Origin of the sequence: Pseudomonas sp. SbOxS1 (genome assembly GCF_013416725.1) — a bacterium.
Taxonomy (GTDB): domain Bacteria; phylum Pseudomonadota; class Gammaproteobacteria; order Pseudomonadales; family Pseudomonadaceae; genus Aquipseudomonas.
The window spans coordinates 152,322-169,558 of sequence record NZ_JAAVXC010000029.1 but is presented as its reverse complement, the minus strand read 5'-3'; the positions used below and the strand labels follow the sequence as shown (position 1 = coordinate 169,558).

Annotated in this window: 14 protein-coding genes; 3 read left to right on the top strand and 11 right to left on the bottom strand. The window is 52.8% G+C overall.

The features are described from left to right. Nucleotides 1–43: 43 nt before the first annotated feature. From tpiA to HFK74_RS23455, 6 genes are all read right to left on the bottom strand, one after another. Nucleotides 44–802 carry a triose-phosphate isomerase gene (gene tpiA / locus HFK74_RS23480; RefSeq protein WP_180205559.1) on the bottom strand — a complete coding sequence of 253 codons (759 nt, stop codon included), beginning with the start codon at nucleotides 800–802 and terminating at the stop codon, nucleotides 44–46. 12 nt (nucleotides 803–814) lie between these two features. Beyond that, a complete protein-coding gene (gene eno, locus HFK74_RS23475; protein WP_180205558.1) occupies nucleotides 815–2,119 on the bottom strand; it encodes a phosphopyruvate hydratase in 1,305 nt (434 codons plus the stop codon). Between the two features lie 184 nt (nucleotides 2,120–2,303). Beyond that, a complete protein-coding gene (gene pyk / locus HFK74_RS23470) occupies nucleotides 2,304–3,752 on the bottom strand; it encodes a pyruvate kinase (RefSeq protein WP_180205557.1) in 1,449 nt (482 codons plus the stop codon). A 155-nt stretch (nucleotides 3,753–3,907) separates the two neighbouring features. Continuing rightward, nucleotides 3,908–5,614: a dihydroxyacetone kinase subunit DhaL gene (gene dhaL, locus HFK74_RS23465; RefSeq protein ID WP_180205556.1), complete on the bottom strand. Its 1,707-nt coding sequence runs from the start codon at nucleotides 5,612–5,614 to the stop codon at nucleotides 3,908–3,910. Nucleotides 5,615–5,702: 88 nt separating this feature from the next. Continuing rightward, nucleotides 5,703–7,079, bottom strand: coding sequence for an FGGY family carbohydrate kinase (locus HFK74_RS23460; RefSeq protein WP_180205555.1), 1,377 nt, complete (start codon nucleotides 7,077–7,079; stop codon nucleotides 5,703–5,705). 52 nt (nucleotides 7,080–7,131) lie between these two features. Next, the gene (locus HFK74_RS23455; RefSeq protein WP_180205554.1) at nucleotides 7,132–7,914 is read right to left on the bottom strand and encodes a class I fructose-bisphosphate aldolase; all 783 of its coding nucleotides are present in this window, start codon (nucleotides 7,912–7,914) and stop codon (nucleotides 7,132–7,134) included. 253 nt (nucleotides 7,915–8,167) lie between these two features. Between HFK74_RS23455 and HFK74_RS23450 the strand changes: the two genes are divergently transcribed. Then, complete coding sequence (locus tag HFK74_RS23450; protein WP_180205553.1) at nucleotides 8,168–9,163, top strand: alcohol dehydrogenase catalytic domain-containing protein; 996 nt, start codon at nucleotides 8,168–8,170, stop codon at nucleotides 9,161–9,163. 73 nt (nucleotides 9,164–9,236) lie between these two features. Beyond that, nucleotides 9,237–10,547 (top strand): MFS transporter, encoded by a 1,311-nt coding sequence (locus HFK74_RS23445; protein WP_180205552.1) that lies wholly within the window; start codon nucleotides 9,237–9,239, stop codon nucleotides 10,545–10,547. Nucleotides 10,548–10,587: 40 nt separating this feature from the next. On the opposite strand, the gene HFK74_RS23440 is transcribed toward HFK74_RS23445, so the two are convergent. Then, nucleotides 10,588–11,370, bottom strand: coding sequence for a GntR family transcriptional regulator (locus tag HFK74_RS23440; RefSeq protein WP_180205551.1), 783 nt, complete (start codon nucleotides 11,368–11,370; stop codon nucleotides 10,588–10,590). A gap of 647 nt (nucleotides 11,371–12,017) precedes the next feature. Here HFK74_RS23440 and HFK74_RS23435 point away from each other — a divergent pair. Beyond that, the gene (locus HFK74_RS23435) at nucleotides 12,018–12,839 is read left to right on the top strand and encodes an ABC transporter substrate-binding protein (protein WP_180205550.1); all 822 of its coding nucleotides are present in this window, start codon (nucleotides 12,018–12,020) and stop codon (nucleotides 12,837–12,839) included. Between the two features lie 596 nt (nucleotides 12,840–13,435). On the opposite strand, the gene HFK74_RS23430 is transcribed toward HFK74_RS23435, so the two are convergent. From HFK74_RS23430 to HFK74_RS23415, 4 genes are all read right to left on the bottom strand, one after another. Then, nucleotides 13,436–14,218, bottom strand: coding sequence for an aspartate/glutamate racemase family protein (locus tag HFK74_RS23430; RefSeq protein ID WP_150783431.1), 783 nt, complete (start codon nucleotides 14,216–14,218; stop codon nucleotides 13,436–13,438). A 14-nt stretch (nucleotides 14,219–14,232) separates the two neighbouring features. Next, a complete protein-coding gene (locus HFK74_RS23425; RefSeq protein ID WP_180205549.1) occupies nucleotides 14,233–15,162 on the bottom strand; it encodes an electron transfer flavoprotein subunit alpha/FixB family protein in 930 nt (309 codons plus the stop codon). Nucleotides 15,163–15,176: 14 nt separating this feature from the next. Further along, nucleotides 15,177–15,923, bottom strand: a complete 747-nt coding sequence (locus tag HFK74_RS23420; protein ID WP_150783433.1) for an electron transfer flavoprotein subunit beta/FixA family protein — start codon at nucleotides 15,921–15,923, stop codon at nucleotides 15,177–15,179. Between the two features lie 142 nt (nucleotides 15,924–16,065). After that, nucleotides 16,066–17,226, bottom strand: coding sequence for an FAD-binding oxidoreductase (locus tag HFK74_RS23415; protein ID WP_150783434.1), 1,161 nt, complete (start codon nucleotides 17,224–17,226; stop codon nucleotides 16,066–16,068). Between the last annotated feature and the right edge of the window lie 11 nt (nucleotides 17,227–17,237).

The following is a 17,237-nucleotide window of genomic DNA, read 5'->3' as shown; positions in this document are numbered from 1 at the left end:
AACATGTGAAGGATCAGTACAAATGGATATTGATAAACGTGGTCTACGCCTGTTGCGCAGCCACACAAATCGCCACGAATGAAGTTGCGTCCAAAGAAGCACCTCCGATCAGCCCACCATCAATATCCGGCTGCCTGAACAGTTCGCCTGCGTTATCGGCCTTGACGCTGCCGCCATAAAGAATGTCGATGCGCTGGGCACACGACGCGTCTTGATCAGCCAGATAACTACGGATCTGCTGATGTACTTCCTGCGCCTGACTTGATGATGCTGTCTCACCTGTGCCAATCGCCCATACGGGCTCATAAGCAATGACACCTTTGGCCAGGGCACGAATTCCGACGCGATCAATAACCGCCTGAAGCTGAGCCTTCACAATGTCAAAAGTGACTCCTGCCTGGCGCTGCTCCAAGGTTTCCCCTACACACAACACCGGGATCAGGTTTGCTGCGAGAGACGTTTCGAATTTCAAAGCAATCAGTTCATCGCTCTCACCATAGAGCGACCGGCGCTCTGAATGTCCAACGAGCACATAGCGACATCCGACGTCATGCAGCATCGCTGCCGAAACTTCTCCAGTGAAAGCTCCGGCCGAGTGATGGCTTAAATTTTGAGCTCCAGCCTTGATGGCAGTGCCTTGGCAGCTAGAAGCGACTTGGCCGATGTAAGGGAACGGTGGGCAAATGCTGACTCGGACATTGCTCAACGCCGATAAAGCGGGCATCAAGTCGGCCAGCAGCGATGCGTTCGTCCGAAACTGGCCATTCATCTTCCAGTTGCCGATCACAAGTTTGGTTTGCATAGCGTCGGAACCTCAGGCCTGTTTGGAGAGAATCGATTGAGGGTTGTACGGCGCCGAATCCTTCAACGCTTCCTCGATGCGAAGCAGGCGGTTGTACTTGCCGACTCGATCAGAACGGCACAGCGAGCCCGTTTTGATTTGCCCGGCGCATGTAGCAACTGCCAGGTCGGCGATAGTGGTGTCTTCGGTCTCACCTGAGCGATGTGAAATCACTGCGGTGTAGCCCGCATCCTGAGCCATGCGGATAGCATCGAAGGTCTCGCTAAGGCTACCGATTTGGTTGAATTTGATGAGCACGGAATTCGCGATTCCCAGTTGAATCCCTTCTCTCAGAATCCGTGTGTTGGTAACAAACAGGTCATCACCAACAAGCTGTATTTTTTTGCCCAGCTTGCGAGTCAACGTCGCCCAGCCTTCCCAGTCACTCTCATCCATCCCGTCTTCGATCGAAAGAATCGGGTACTTATCAGCAAGATTCGCGAGATAATCTGCGAATTCAGCCGAGCTGAATGAGCGCTTTTCGCCGGCGAGAACATACTGGCCGTCGCGATAGAATTCGGAAGCGGCACAATCTAGGGCGAGCGTGACATCCTTCCCTAGCTGATATCCGGCCCGCACTACAGCTTCCCGGATCACCACCAACGCCTCTTCGTTGGAACTCAACGATGGTGCAAAACCTCCCTCGTCGCCAACTGCAGTGCTCAGTCCTCGTTCATTCAACACTTGCTTCAGCGTCTGAAAAATTTCCGCACCAACACGCAGTGCTTCCCGGAAGCTTTCAGCGCCGACTGGCTGAATCATGAACTCCTGAATGTCGATGTTGTTGTCCGCATGCTCACCTCCATTGAGGATGTTCATCATGGGTACAGGCATCGAGAACCGGCCTTTGTTGCCGTAGAGCTCTGCAAGGTGCTCGTAAAGGGGAAGACTCCGTGCAGAAGCGGCTGCCTTGGCGGTGGCCAGGGATACAGCCAGGATGGCGTTGGCACCCAATGCAGATTTCGAATCAGTGCCATCCAACTCGATCATCGCCCGATCAACTACCCGTTGATCGAGTGCATCCAGACCAACAATGCACTTCTGGATTGGGCCGTTAACATTTTCAACAGCACGCAGAACACCCTTGCCCTTATAGCGGGCTGCACCATCGCGCAGCTCTAGAGCCTCTCTCGTGCCTGTGGACGCACCAGAAGGCACACTGGCCTCGCCAGTTGCCCCGCCTGCGAGGGTCACCACGGCTTCGATGGTTGGGTTACCTCGGGAGTCCAGGATTTCGCGTGCGAAAACCTGATGAATCTGAGTTGGTTTGTTACTCATCGTTAATGATCCGCTGATGGTTGAGTTCGGATGAAACTTGCTCGGAGGGCCGTACAATTTCCTGCTGTTCCGAATACTCAATCCTGAAATCGAAATCGCGAGGCCACTCCCGAGGATCAATGCAACTGTGCTTACGAAGCTCCTTCGCGGAGGAGTGAAGATCCGACATAACCACCTCCTTAAATCAAAGAATTTCGTCGCCTACACGCACGACCCTTAGGGTATTGGTACCGCCCTGGGCATTGACGTAATTGCCTTTCGTGATCAGAACGTGGTCGCCATCGGTAACCACACCCCGCGCGACCAGCTCGTCCACAGCAGTCCGATTCACCTCATCGTTCGGAATGGCCGATGTGTCGAACGGAACAGTGAATACACCTCGGAAGAGAGCGACCCGGTTCTGAGTCCGGGCATTTCGGGAAAAAGCGAAGATGGGGAGATGCGACCGGATGCGGGACATCAGACGTGGTGTATGACCGGTTTCTGTCATGCAGATGATTGCTTTAACACCCTTCAGGTGATTGGCGGCATACATGGCGGACATGGCGACCGACTCATCGATGCGAACAAACTCCTCGTTCATCCGATGCTTAGACCGATGCGCCAAAGGGTGCTTCTCTGCACCGACGATGATTCGATGCATTGCCTCAATCGTCTCTACCGGATATGCGCCGGTCGCGGTCTCGGCGGAGAGCATGACTGCGTCGGTACCATCCAGAACCGCGTTAGCCACGTCGAACACTTCAGCACGCGTGGGCAGCGACTGTGTGATCATCGTTTCCATCATTTGGGTGGCAGTGATAACCACTCGATTGAGTGTTCTGGCTCGCTCAATGATGAGCTTTTGAACCGCGACTAATTCCGCATCACCAATCTCAACACCGAGGTCGCCACGAGCGACCATGACACCGTCGGACGCCTGAATGATGGCGTCCAGAATTGCAGTGTCTTCGACGGTCTCGGCTCGCTCGATCTTGGCAATCAAGTTGGCATCTCCACCGGCCTGATGCAGGAGTGTCCGAGCCAGAACCATGTCTGCAGCATCACGCGGGAAAGATACTGCAAGGTAGTCCGCCTGCATCATCGCGGCAGTCTTGATGTCCTCACGGTCTTTATCGGTCAACGCTGCAGCGGAGAGACCTCCGCCCTTGCGGTTGATACCTTTGTTGTTAGACAGCGGGCCGCCAACCAGCACCTTGCACACCAGCGTCGTCGAACCTGCCTCCACCACCTCCAACTCGACTCGACCATCATCCAACAGCAAAATGTCGGAGGGCCGGCTATCAGTGATCAAGGCTTTATAATCGATACCGACCTTTGTATCGTCACCAGCATCGCGCTCAAGTGTTGCGTCGAGAATGAATGTCTGCCCTTTTTGGAGCAAAACTTTCCCTTGCGCAAATCGAGCGATACGAATCTTGGGGCCTTGCAGATCTGCCAGGATAGCGACGAAGCGACTATGCTTCGCCGACAACGTTCGAACGAACGCTGCACGCTCAATATGTTCTTCAGCAGAGCCGTGTGAGAAGTTCAGACGAACGACATCTACGCCTGCTTCAATGAGCCCCTCAATCGCCTCTAGCGACTGAGTGGCAGGGCCTAACGTTGCGACTATTTTTGTTCTTCGAGCCATCACCGTTGCTCCTATTTTTGCGCAGCACAAAGCCGTAGAGATGACTTCTCCACTAACGAGTGCGGTTCACTTTCCGAAAGCATTAGATTCTTTGGCCATCTAGCAGATGGCCAAAGAACTCACGAGTTGAAACGGTACTTAAGGCCTACTTCAGATCACAGGTGTTTCAGTGCACCTGCGATCGCCTTCGTCCAAACGGTGACGGCATAGGCGCCTGGGTCGACGTGACCCAAGGCTCTCTGGCCGATGTAAGACGATCGGCCTTTCATAGGCAGCATGGAGCGAGTGAGCTCTGCCCCTTTTTCGGCGGCCTCGGTGACACCAGCAGCCACCACTGCCGCAGAACCCTTCGCAGTTGCCAGAAATTCAGAAGCCGGCAGGAGGGCATCCAACATAGTGCGGTCGCCAACCGTCGCACCACCCAACGCTTTCATACCGTCACAACCTGCCTGCAACGCCGCAGCCCATGCTGAAACGGACGATACGTCATCGCGAACAGCCAAAGCCGTCCCGGCCCGTAGCACAAACATGGCGTATAACGGCCCAGATGTGCCGCCGAGAACGCGACGAAGAATCGCGGATATTTCTTGGAGAGCAACGGCTGGCTTATCCAAAGTCAGACGATCAAGGGAGTCATCGATTGCGCGGGCACCACGGGCAAGGCTGATTCCAATGTCGCCATCTCCCACAACAGAGTCGAGCTCAGTCAGGATCTGCTCACTTTGCTTTAGTGAGTGAGTAATGGCCTTGATAACTTCCTTGAAGTTTTGAGCAGTGTCCGGTGACCAAGCCGTGCCATCGACCGCACGAACTTTCTCGGCACTTGCACCCACAACTCTTGCCACCTCTTGCGATGGGCTGGTCATTCCTTTCCAGGCTGAGGTTTTCGCAGAACTCTCTAGGCGTTGCAGAATGGCATCGTTAACGCGCAGGAGAGTCAGCGAAACACCGGCCATTTCTAGGGCAGTCAAGAAGGTGCCTACCATTGCCTTTTCGACTGTTAGTCCGTGATTAGAACATTCAATCAAGGCTTGGCGCGCAGCGATGTCGAGCTCTTGGGCAGACGTACCGCCGAGGTTGTTGACCATCAACGCGACACGTTGTCCAGATTGCAGGTTTCCTTGCTCGACAATTCGTGCGACGAGCGAACGTATCATTACTTCTGCAGAATCAACCTTACTGCGACGCACACCACTCTCACCATGAATGCCGAGGCCGAATTCGACCTGGTCATCTTCGAGAGAAAAGCCTGGCTTACCAGCTGCCGGCACTGTGCATGCACTCAACCCCAAGCCCATGCTAAACAGACCTTGAGCTGCACTCTGAGCTTCTGCCTTAACATCCTCCAGTGAGAGTCCGGCTTGCGCAGCTGCACCCGCAATTTTATGAATGAATACAGTTCCAGCGATACCACGACGTCCCACTCGACCGTCGCCATCCAGAGCTACGTCATCCCCCACGAGTACCATGTCTACTTTCACGCCCGACGAGCGCGCGATTTCAGCTGCCAGGCCGAAATTGAGACGATCACCGGTGTAGTTTTTCACGATGAGCAAAACACCGGCCGGGCCCGCAACAGTGAGGATTGCATTGAGGATCGCGTCGACACTGGGAGAAGTGAAAACAGGGCCGGCGACTGCTGCAGTCAGCATACCGGGGCCAACGTATCCACCGTGCGCAGGCTCGTGCCCCGCACCACCACCGGAGATGATGCAGACCTTACCTTCGTTGGCGTGCTCTCGATAATCTTTGCGAATGACGACATCTTCTCCGCTCAGTAAGACTAATCGATCGTCTGAAAGTACAACGCCTTCCAGCATGTCGGAAACAACTGCGTTCGGATCGTTTATTATTTTTTTCATGACAATAGTCTCATTCACCTGTACGCCTCGCTCGTCCAGACACGTCTCTGGAAACGTGCGTAGCTGGATTGCTTCGCGTAAGTGTTAATTAGCGCGACAGCGCCGTTTTAAATGGTGATCGGGAACTGTGACTTAACTTCTCATCACCTGAAAGCGCCGCACCAGCATCGAGTTGGCAATCAATCGCTGCAGCAGCCAGTAATGCGGCCCCTACGGCAGTGACCTCGGGCTCAGCGATTACTCGGAGTTCTTTATCGCTCAGCAACTGCTTGAGGCGGATCCATCCAGGTGAGCGTGCCCAGCCGCCTGCACAGTAAATTGCCGCACCGGCTGGCATGTATTGGGCTACACGCCTCACTGCGTTGTTGCCAGCGCGGGACAGTGCCCCTGCAACTGCAGAGGCTCTGGATACAGCGCATGAAGGTGAATCCAGGCTGAATGAGGGACAGGAACCTCCAGGGCCGCCCGGAATAAAGCAATCGGAGCTCAGGTAGCTGTCTGGTTTGAGCCTTCCGGAAATGATCATTCGCAGCGCACGCTTGACCTCTGCATCTTGCGAAGCCCAGTCAACATTCCTGTTGAGCTCCTGAACAGTCAGCAACGTCCGCACATTGCCGCGAATTCCTTGGGCGACATCCAGATCGGCGTTGCCGGAAACTGGAGTAGAGGCCTGAGCAACGACGACTTCGGCAGTACCCATTGAGTCCAGCACAGCACCACGATGCATCTGCGATACACCCCATCCACCAATTGGATGATCATGACCACCGGCCACAACTACCGCGCCAGGTAACACAACTCCTGCTTCAGCAAGACGCCGAGAGCGAAGCTCTCCGATCACGTCGCCAGTTTTCCGTACGGGGGGAAGGTACGAGGCTGAACCGAGGCACAGATTCACGCGACTGATATCCCAGGCACCCGCGTTGACATCCCAGGCACCCGTCCTAGCCGCCAAGGTGTCGCTCATAAAGGGTGTTTCAGCCCATCGGCTTGCCGCAAAATCAGTCAGCGCAAGCCACGTTTGCGCTGACTCGGTATTAGGTTGCTCCTTTGCCCAAACCCAACCGGCCAAGGCCCGCGAAGGATCAGTGGCAACGCCCATTTCGACGTTAGGAGCAAGAAGAGGTGCAATTTTTTCAAAGATGGCATTGCGCCGTGGATCGAACCAAGCCAACGCCGGAACCAGCGGCATCATCTTCGCATCGACCAACACGCCATCTTCACCGATGCCTGCGATGGCAATGGCTTGAATGCCATACTGCGCACCACAGGCTTCGATAACCATCTCCTCCAAGATTTCGAGCAATCCTTCTGCTGAAACCGAGAGGTCGGACGTGCCTCGGGGGGTCGGGCGGCTGCAGCGGGAGACCACCCCACCACTCATGTCCACCACCACGACCTTGGAATTAGTGCTTCCAATGTCAACTCCCAAAACAGCAGGAGCACGTAGATTCGTTCCGCTCACGTTCGACACTCTTTTTTATTATTGGAAAGATATGGGTGTAGCGTTTTGGTGATCAGTCGTTGAAGGTCACCTGGCGAGTGAGGCTCGCCACTTCGCGCAGAACCTGCTCACCCATGCTGCGCTCACGCTGCCAGATGTTACGCCCAACGATAACGCCGCGAGCACCTGCGCGGATGGTCTGAGCGACAGCGTCAACCGTTTCCGATACGTCACCTGCCAGTGGGCCACCAGCGATTACTAGCGGCACTTTCAGTTCGTCGACCAAACGCTTTGTGCGCTCTTCACCTGGGAAAGCGATCTTGATGATGTGAGCGCCCAAGTCGTAGGCAATTCGGGCGACTTTTTCTTCAGCGACAATGACTTCTTCAGTACGCGGGGCGCCAATCAGTACCGGCTCAAGCACCAGGGGAATTTCCCATTTTTCGCACTCAGCTACAACTTTACCGACACGCTCACACATCGCGACCCGCTCGGAGTTTGACATGTTCCAAGGGAACAACATTTTCACAGCATCGACGCCCATGCGGACAGCATCTTCGATGGTCGCGATCAAGCCATGAGAACCCTTACCGTCCATTTCGCGGTAGTCGTAGTAGGTATCGATGGTCAACACACGGGTCAGGTGTGGATGTTCGGCAAAGAAACGAGCCGATTGCTTCACTTGGCCTGGAGTCATCATGAAGCCAGTAACATCGTTATTGCCCCAGGCTGCGAAAGGCGCTGACGGCGTTTCCAAGGCCGGGATTCGGTCAAAGATGAGGCCGTGATCGACCGGCATGATGATAGCCACACGATTGCTTGGCAGTACGCGGCGCATCCGATATTCCATCGACATCTCAGTGTTTCCTTCTTGTTTTGAAAATGAATTGCCAGTCTCGAATTATTCGATTCCAGCCTCTGTACGGACTGTACGTACAAAAATAGTAGACCGAAGTTTTTTGACTCGTCAAGAGCAAACCGAAAATTTAGTACGGTCTGTACGTACAGACTGGACAGAACAAAAAGTCAGGTATAGCTTGGTCACAGGCTTACGTTTGCTGACCCTGAAACGGCTAGCTCATATACTTAATAAGAATAAGGAGACGAACATGCGCGCAATTGTTCTTGATGGTCGTGGCTCGGTTGAGCTCACCGAGATGCCCGAGCCCGTCGCAGGGCCCTTCGATGTGATCATTGCACCAGAAGCGGTAGGCATCTGCGGAACAGACCTACACCTCTGCCATGGCGATTATCCAACCGGAAAATTCCCTGTAGTTCCTGGCCATGAATTCGCCGGTACTGTCATATCAATCGGATCAGGGGTGTCTCGATTCAAGATCGGCGACCGGGTTTGTGTTGACCCTAACGTAGCCTGTGGTCACTGCGAACAGTGTCGACTTGGCGCAGTCAATCTTTGTCACCATCTGGTTCCGATCGGCGTCACATCCAGTGGGGCATGTGCCGAGCTCGTGAGCGTGCCGGAGAAGGTTGTCTATTCGCTGCCTGAAGGCCTGGATATGGGCAGTGGTGCCTTGATCGAGCCCTTGGCATGCGTGCTTCATGGCTTCCGTCGCTCGCCTTCTATGCGAGACAAGCGAGTACTGGTTTATGGTGCTGGCTCGATTGGCTTACTAGCTACTGCCGTAGCCCGCGCGGAAGGAGCAACTTCCATCGACATCATTGAACCGAGCCGGGTGAGGCGCGATGCAGCGATGGAATTCGGTGCGACTAACGTATTCGCACCAGGTCAGCGAACCACCGATCGAGATATCGACATTGTGATCGAAGCCAGCGGACACATCAGCGCAGTTTCGGACGCAATCAAGCGCCTTGCTTACCGTGGAACGCTGCTTCAAATGGGGGTCTGCAGTCCTGAAGACCATATCCATTTGCATCCCTACGATTTGTTCGACCGAGAGCTCACCCTCACAGGCTCGCAATCCCTTGAGTCCTCCTATCCAGACGCCATCAAGAAAATTGCCGACCTGCCAAACCTCGCCGAACGAATGGTGAGTCATACCTTCCCACTGGCTGACTTCGCAGCAGCTCTGGAAGCTGCTCGCTCCGAAGGTGCTCGGAAAGTGCAGATATTGCCTCAAGTTTAAACGTCTGAATTGTCACATAATCAGCGTGCTGGATTACCAGCGCGCTGCCCTCGATCACCCGGAGAATAACAAAATGACCGTTTCTAAGGTTTCCGGATCCAGCGACGTTGCTCCAGTTCCAAGCATTATTGAACGCAGTGGGCTGCCCCCATCTTTGATATGGGGATTTATCGGTCTGCTCCTTTTCATGATTGGCGACGGAGTGGAGTCTGGTTTTATCGCTCCGTTCATGGCACAGAAACTCGGCTCGATGCACGAGGCAGCCATCGCGATTACTCTCTACGGACTGACTGTCACCATAGGTTCCTGGTTGGCCGGGGCTCTGTCTGACGTGTGGGGCCCTCGCCGCGTCATGTTACTCGGCCTTACTATCTGGATAATCTTTGAAGTGCTCTTTCTGGCATGGGCCGTGCCAGCGCAGGATTTCGAGCTGATGATGGCATTCTACGGATTGAGAGGATTCGGATATCCGTTTTTTGCCTATGGGTTCTTGGTATGGGTGTTGTCGGCGAGCGAAGCTCGGCGGCTAGGATCTGCAGTAGGCTGGTTCTATTTTGCATTCACCGGCGGGCTCCCAACTTTGGGTTCACTGCTTGCAAGTGGTACACAGCCATTGATCGGTGAATATGCGACGCTCTGGTTATCACTTGGACTGCTGATCCTTGGCGGGGTTGCGGCTCTGGTAGGATTGCGGGGCAGAGCGGGAGGCGATCGGCTGGCTCCTGAAGGTGTTACTGCAGTTCAGAGTATTCTTGCCAGCGTTACCATTGCATTCTCAAATCCAAAAATTGGTCTGGGTTGTCTGATTAGAATTGTGAACACTGCGCCGCAGTTCGGCTTCCTGATTTTCTTGCCCACCATATTTGCTGATGAACTTGGTTTCGGCACAGCTGGCTGGCTAAAGTTGGTTTTCACACTGGGGGCAGCCAATATATTCGCTAACCTATTCTTCGGCGTACTCAGTGATAAGCTGGGCTGGCATTTCACTCTTCGCTGGTTTGGATGCTTGGGATGCGCTGTCAGCACACTCTGCCTGTACTACGTTCCGCACTACCTACCAGGCCAATATTGGGTCGCCGTATTGTGCGCAGCCTTCTACGGAGTAGCTCTAGCGGGCTTTACTCCGATATCAGTCCTCATGTCACTGATCGCGCCCGAGCAAAAAGGTAATGCAATTGCAGTTCTGAATCTTGGAGCTGGTGCTGCAACTTTCGTAGGCCCTTTGATTGTCGCAGTGTTTCTGCAGTCCCTGGGTGCAGGCGGCGTTACAATCATCTTTGCAGGTCTCTACGTGCTGGCCGGCGTATCGGTTCGGTGGCTTACGCTCCCTTCCAAAGCCGAACAATCAGGTTGCGCAGCCGTGCCAGCGACCGCTTCACACTAATTGCCTTGTACCTTTGTTGATTCGCAACAGCTAGGCGGTCTCAGCGTCCGCCTAGCTGAACAGTGCTTACGTTGATTTCCAGCGGAATGACATCGCTTCGAACCCAGGTGTCATAGATATCGAAGCGATTTCCGTCGGTTGTCCAAGACACCGAACGAATGTGCAACACGGACGCCCCAACCGGGATTTCAAGATGTCCCGCGATTACCTCGTCGACAGACACGGCGCGAATCGTCCTGTTGGCGCCACCCAGTAAGACCCCTGCCTTTTTCAAAAGATCACTGAATGAGGCGCTACCTGAGAGCACTTCACTGGCATCTTCTAAAATAGGAACGACGAATGGAGGACTGTAGTTGACGCTGTATAAAGCCGGCACGCCGTCGAGATACCGCAGACGCTCAAGGCGATACCCTTCACTTTCCTGAGAAATGTGCAGCGCGGCGCAGGCAAACGAAGGAAGGACGCATTTTTCGTGGCTGAGAACGCGAGTGGCTACAGCTCGATTTTGGTGCCCCATAGCGTTTTCGAGGAAGCCCTCGCCACCTTGGATCATCCAGCCATGACTGCTTTCAGGTTCTGTTGCGTACACGCCTCGACCATTGACCCTCGTGGCGTAGCCGCGCGTTTCAAGCAGCTGCAGCGCCTGTCGAACGGTTGCGCGAGAAAGACCAAATTCAATACAGATATCGTTTTCGCTCGGTAACCGAGCACCGGCCTGGATCTCACGATTAGCTATACGCTTTTCGAGAACGTCGGACAGCTGCTGGTAATACGGAGTGGCGGACAAACGATCAATCAGATTGGGGGAGCTTTCGATAGTCATGTGTTTGGCGGTGCAATGGTGAAATTTATTAGCCGTACAGTACATACAGAAATGAATACGCGCTACCTAAAGCTTAGGTGCCTCAGCGATAGAGTATCGAGGTGGCCTCATATTAGAAATGACATCGCTCAAGCTCACGTTGAGCAAAGTAAAGCGCCCTCCTTTTGAGCGTTCTTAGATGTAAAGGGTGAGATCTCAACCAGCCGAAACCGCCTTACCATCCCAAAAACGACCATTCAGCCCTATTTACGTACCCACCGGACAAATTTACTGTCCACCGAGTTGACAGTGAGCTCCAAGAGTGCGATGTTCGATTCATCGCTCTTCCAAGCATGGCGGGGATCGAAGCGATAAAAATGTCGCACCTTAGGAGTGCCCTACTCATGAGCGAAGTTATAGTTATTAGAAGCCTGTCAGCCACGCAGATTCGCACTAGCCATGGCGGCTACACATCGCTCCCAATCTTGACTGCCAAGACCGTCATGCCTGCTTTCCAGCGCCACAAGCAACACTTCTCAAATGCTTGGAAATGTCCAATATCAGCCACTGGATAAAGCCTGGTTGATATGTCGCGGCACTGTTCTACCTACCGCGCACATGCGCTCAGTGATCATGTCTTTACTTTGACCAACCAGGAGACGAACATCATGTTCCGTCAGCTTACGTTTGCTTTCGCAGCACTAATCACCGTTTCTGCTCAATCCGCTTTCGCATGTACACCTGCGCATCAATTCAAGACAATCACACCGGGCAAACTCACAGTCGCCACGATGATGATCCCTCCATTCCTCATCCCTGATAACAATGCAATTAAAGGCGTAGATGGGGATCTGATCACCAAAATTGCTGAGATGGAATGTCTTACTGTTACTCCTATTGTCGTCGATACGCGTGCCGTGATGCAGTACGTGGTTTCTGGCCAAGCTGACGTTGCCGTCGGGAACTGGTTCCGTACGGCCAGCCGACTGAAATCGATGGATATGACTAATCCTGTCTACCTAGACAGCCTCGCCATCTTCACCAAAGAAGGGACGACATCACTGAACTCGCTGCTCGAGTCCGGTAAAACTGTAGGTACCGTCCAAGGTTATAACTGGGTCAGTGATCTTCAAAAAGTATTTGGTTCAAAAATTAAACTGTATCCGAGCCCTGTAGCACTTGTCCAAGACTTAGAGGCCGGTCGAATCGAAGCCGGTCTCGACAGCTACTCTGGGGGAGTCTATGCGCAGCAGCAGGGAGGCCTGAAGAACTTCAAAATCGTCCACGCGGAACCAGACAAACGAGTACAAGCTTCGATTGAAGCTGCACAGATCGCCTTCGCCTTGGCAAAAGGAAATGACCAACTCGAACAAGCTTTGAATGAGAATATTGCAAAACTAAAAAACAACAACACCATCGGTAGTACGCTTGAGACGTATGGTCTGAGTGCACAAGATAGCGAGGTAGGTGCACCTAGAGCTATCGAATAACCAATCAAACAATAAAAAAGGCAATCACTTGATTGCCTTTTTTATTTAAATCACCCGCACTTTTAAGTTTCATGCGCCCACTCAACTCATCCTAGTCAGATATCACCTTCACACGAAGAGTAAGCCTTCCTTTTAGCGATACAGCCCTCAAATACCGATGTGGGCTTGCCACTTGACTCAATTCATACAATTCTTGTGCGAGCAAACGATATTCAGTAGAGCCAACATAGAATACTTACATCTCTGTTAAGAGTGATAGGTTTCAAACTTGCATTTCGACATCGATGATCTTTTTTTCACCACCTTATTGGAGGAACGCATTTGCGTGTCTTCATGAGTCGAAAACGGGTAATTACATCGATGACTGAAATGGAATATTTCGAATATCAATGCCTAGCGCCCTCCCCGACAGACACCCGAGTCACTCGACAAAGTACGTAATGATGGATTCGCGCATTACATCAACCATTGATGCTAAAGCGTTCCGCAGATTGAGTTTATTTAGCCGCAAAAAAAACCCGATGCAGTGCACCGGGCAAATTGAGAAACAACCTAACTAAAGCGGTAAAACTTAATTCAGCACAAATGATGCATCTTTAAAGGTTCGGTTTACGATTCGCAAACTGCTTACGGACACTTGAAAACTCTTCAGCGTTTCGATCCTTGAGGTTCTGGTAATACGCGCGGCGACTGATGGCATATGCGCCTTGTTGCTTGAGCTCAGCTAAGGATTGCGCGAGTTTCAATGCCATTGTATTCGGGTTGAGGATGGACACATCACGCGGAGCACCTTCCATAATCGACTTCTCGTACGACGCCGAGATTATGGTGCAGCCGAGAATGCAAACGTCGGCTTCAGCTTCTTGACGGATTTTAGTCGCTGCGGCCACAGCATCTCGCGCTACGCCAGCAGTATCCTGAATCATGTCAGTCACCCACCAGTCGATGCAGTCGACTTTACGGCAGTGTGCATCTTCACCGTAAAGGCGAACCATATCTCGCAGATACGGAACGGCTTTGTGATGGTCGGTCACCAAAACGTATTCATGGCCATAATAGGGGGCCAGTTGCATCGTTGCCTCTAGCGGGCCAATGACAGGGATATCGACCAATTCGCGTGCAACGCGTACGCCTGGATCATAGCAACAGCCAACAATGACGGCGTCGAACCCAGCCTTTTCCGCGTCGATACAACTCTCGAAAATAGCCTCTTCAATCAGATGTTTGTTGTAATAGTAGTCGATATTTTCGGGGCAGTTTTTGGTATTACTAACGACGAGCTCAGCCCCACCTGTCAGATAAGGAGCCATGGTCTCCATGATCAGCCCGTTGTAAGCATCCGTGCCGAAAGGGTTTATGAAATTAATTTTTACACCCATGACGGTCTCCGAATTTACAGTGCGTTGGTCAGTTCAGGAATAATCTCGAAGACATCACCCACCAAACCAAAATCAGCAACCTGAAAGATCGGGGCTTCTTCGTCTTTGTTGATGGCAACAATGATTTTGGAACCCGTCATACCGGCGAGATGCTGAATAGCGCCCGAGATACCGCAAGCGAAATAAAGCTCAGGAGCAACAATTTTTCCGGTTTGACCAATCTGCCAATCGTTCGGTGCGAACCCCGAGTCTACCGCTGCGCGGGAGGCACCGATGGCCGCGCCAAGCTTGTCGGCAAGCGGGCTGAGTGTCGCGCTGAATTTCTCTGCTGAGCCTAGAGCGCGACCACCCGCTACAACTACCTTCGCCGAAGCCAATCCAGGACGTTCACTGGTAGCAAGAGCGTTGCTCACGAAAGTCGTAGGCGCAGCCTCAACCGTAACACTCAAGGCCTCTATCGTAGAGCTTCCCATCTTGCCGGCAGCCTCGAAGGCCGTAGCGCGAATGGTAAGGACTTTCTTGAAGTCTGAAGACTGCACGATTTGGAGGGCGTTGCCTGCATAGATCGGGCGCACGAAAGTATCAGGTGAAATGACCTCAATAACTTCGGAAACCTGCATCACGTCAAGCTTTGCCGCCACGCGTGGAAGCACGGATTTTCCGGCTGCCGAAGCAGCAGCAAGTATGACGGCATACTCAGGAGCGAGTTTGACGACGAGGCTAGCGATGGACTCCGACAGTCCGTGCTCTAGCGAGACATCATCAGCTAGCAGAACCTTCGTTACACCATCAAGCTTGGCAGCCTGGGATGCAACTGAGTCAACAGCATAGCCAGCGATAAGGACATGAATGTCCATTTGGAATTTCGCAGCAGCGCCCACGGCCTTAGCAACATCATCAGCCAAGACCCCAGCGGCGTGATCAGCAACAACGAGAACAGTCATGATAACTCCCGACTTCAAACGACTGATGCGGCTTTGAGCTTTTCAACCAGCTCAGCCACTGAAGAAACACGGATACCCGCCTTCCGAACAGGCGGCTCTTGTACCTTCACAACCTTCAAACGCGGCGTTACGTCTACGCCATAATCTGCTGGAGTCTTTTTTTCCAGCGGCTTTTTCTTCGCCTTCATGATGTTCGGTAGCGATGCATAACGCGGTTCGTTCAGACGCAGGTCAGTCGTGATCACTGCCGGAAGTGTGACGCGTACGGTCTGAGAGCCACCATCGACTTCTCGCGTGACCAGAACACAATCGACTTCAACTTCTACCTTGGAGGCGAAAGTCGCTTGCGAGGCGTCTAAGAGGGCCGCCAGCATTTGACCGGTTTGATTACAGTCATCGTCGATTGCCTGCTTACCTACAAAAATCAGGCCGGGCTGCTCGATGTCACAAATACCCTTGAGGATCTTGGCTACTGCCAAAGGCTCAACCACTTCCTCTGACTGAACGAGGATTGCGCGATCGGCCCCCATCGCCAACGCGGTGCGAAGAGTTTCCTCGCATTTGGCCGTACCGATCGAGACCACGATGATTTCAGCGTCGAGACCGGCTTCTTTCAATCGAACAGCCTCCTCCACCGAAATCTCGTCAAAGGGATTCATCGACATCTTGATGTTATCAAGGTCAACAGCCGAGCCATCTGATTTAACCCGGATCTTGACGTTATAATCCACAACCCGTTTTACTGGAACGACAATCTTCATGCCTGCTGCTCCTATCCTACATTTTAAAGCGTAGTTATTAGGCGAAACATTCCACAATGCCTAATTCATCCCATGATGAAAATAGGCACTGACCATTTAGAACAAATTAATCAATCAACCAGTTGCTTCACCAACCCAAATACTATGTGTTATAGCTACCTGGCTGCCACTTCCTAAGTTCCTTCCAGTCGGAAGGAAGGTTTTTGAACCGCTCTAACTTAAGTGCATCGATAGGCATAGACGTTTTACCTTCAAGGGCAAGATCTTTTACTGCCACACCGACACTAACTGCCATTCCGAATCCATGTCCGGAAGTGCAAGCGATGATCAACCCTTCAGGATCTGAGAGCCTATCAACGATGCAAACTTGGTCAGGTGTTACATCTACGATACCTGCCCAACACCGAAGTAATGGTATATGAGCAATTGATGGCATCAACTCAGCTAAGCGGCCTGCGATATTACGGATTATTGGTGTGTTTGGCTTAGCGGACTCCTCAGTGAGACTGACATCAATCCACTCGTGAGGGCCACCGTTGAAGTGGATATTTCCACGACGGGTCTGCCGAAGAGACAAGCCATTGGCGACCATTGCTACGTCAAAGAGCGGTGGCAATGGTGCCGTAACCATCGACTCTAGACGGACTGTAGCAATAGGAATATCAACGCCTACCATGGCAGCGATCTTAGCAAGTTGCGGCCCAGCGCAATTCACCACAACTGGCGCGTATATAATCGCATCTGGAGTGCGCACCCCTTTGACGCGCCCACCCTCAACAAGAATATCCAATGCTGGACTGTTTTCTAGGATGACCCCTCCGCGATCCTGGAACGCCCAAGCGAATGCTTGGGACGTCCGCTGCGGGTTACCATGCCCCGATCGATGAGTGTAAATCCCACCCGCTACCCCCGGCATGAGTGACGGAGCGATTTTACGGCATTGATCTCCATCGATGAGTTCGAAAGGAATCGCAGTGGTGCAGAAGTGCTCGTAGGTAACCTGCATATCCGCCCATTCCTGGGCGTTAGTAGCAACCCAGAGACGACCTTGCTGCTTCCATTCGGTCGGGTAACCAAGCTCTTCATCTAAGGTGTCCCACAGTTTCTCAGCCTCAGCAGCCAGAGCGGACTCCATCGGCTGTTCGCCCCGCAAGCTTAGAAATCCTGTTGCACGTGAGGACGCTTCGGCAGCGGTACGTCCCTTGTCGAGAACAATAACCTTCGCCCCAGCCTTGGCGAGCCAGTAAGCGGATGCCAAGCCTGTAATCCCCGCCCCAATAATCACAACATCTGCGTTTTGCATACAAACCTCTT

Coding starts and splice junctions, on each gene's coding strand:
- HFK74_RS23445 (WP_180205552.1), top strand. CDS start 9,237: ATGACCGTTTCTAAGGTTTCCGGATCCAGCGACGTTGCTCCAGTTCCA.
- dhaL (WP_180205556.1), bottom strand. CDS start 5,614: ATGAAAAAAATAATAAACGATCCGAACGCAGTTGTTTCCGACATGCTG.
- tpiA (WP_180205559.1), bottom strand. CDS start 802: ATGCAAACCAAACTTGTGATCGGCAACTGGAAGATGAATGGCCAGTTT.
- HFK74_RS23415 (WP_150783434.1), bottom strand. CDS start 17,226: ATGCAAAACGCAGATGTTGTGATTATTGGGGCGGGGATTACAGGCTTG.
- HFK74_RS23450 (WP_180205553.1), top strand. CDS start 8,168: ATGCGCGCAATTGTTCTTGATGGTCGTGGCTCGGTTGAGCTCACCGAG.
- eno (WP_180205558.1), bottom strand. CDS start 2,119: ATGAGTAACAAACCAACTCAGATTCATCAGGTTTTCGCACGCGAAATC.
- HFK74_RS23425 (WP_180205549.1), bottom strand. CDS start 15,162: ATGACTGTTCTCGTTGTTGCTGATCACGCCGCTGGGGTCTTGGCTGAT.
- HFK74_RS23455 (WP_180205554.1), bottom strand. CDS start 7,914: ATGTCGATGGAATATCGGATGCGCCGCGTACTGCCAAGCAATCGTGTG.
- HFK74_RS23430 (WP_150783431.1), bottom strand. CDS start 14,218: ATGGGTGTAAAAATTAATTTCATAAACCCTTTCGGCACGGATGCTTAC.
- HFK74_RS23440 (WP_180205551.1), bottom strand. CDS start 11,370: ATGACTATCGAAAGCTCCCCCAATCTGATTGATCGTTTGTCCGCCACT.
- HFK74_RS23420 (WP_150783433.1), bottom strand. CDS start 15,923: ATGAAGATTGTCGTTCCAGTAAAACGGGTTGTGGATTATAACGTCAAG.
- HFK74_RS23435 (WP_180205550.1), top strand. CDS start 12,018: ATGTTCCGTCAGCTTACGTTTGCTTTCGCAGCACTAATCACCGTTTCT.
- pyk (WP_180205557.1), bottom strand. CDS start 3,752: ATGGCTCGAAGAACAAAAATAGTCGCAACGTTAGGCCCTGCCACTCAG.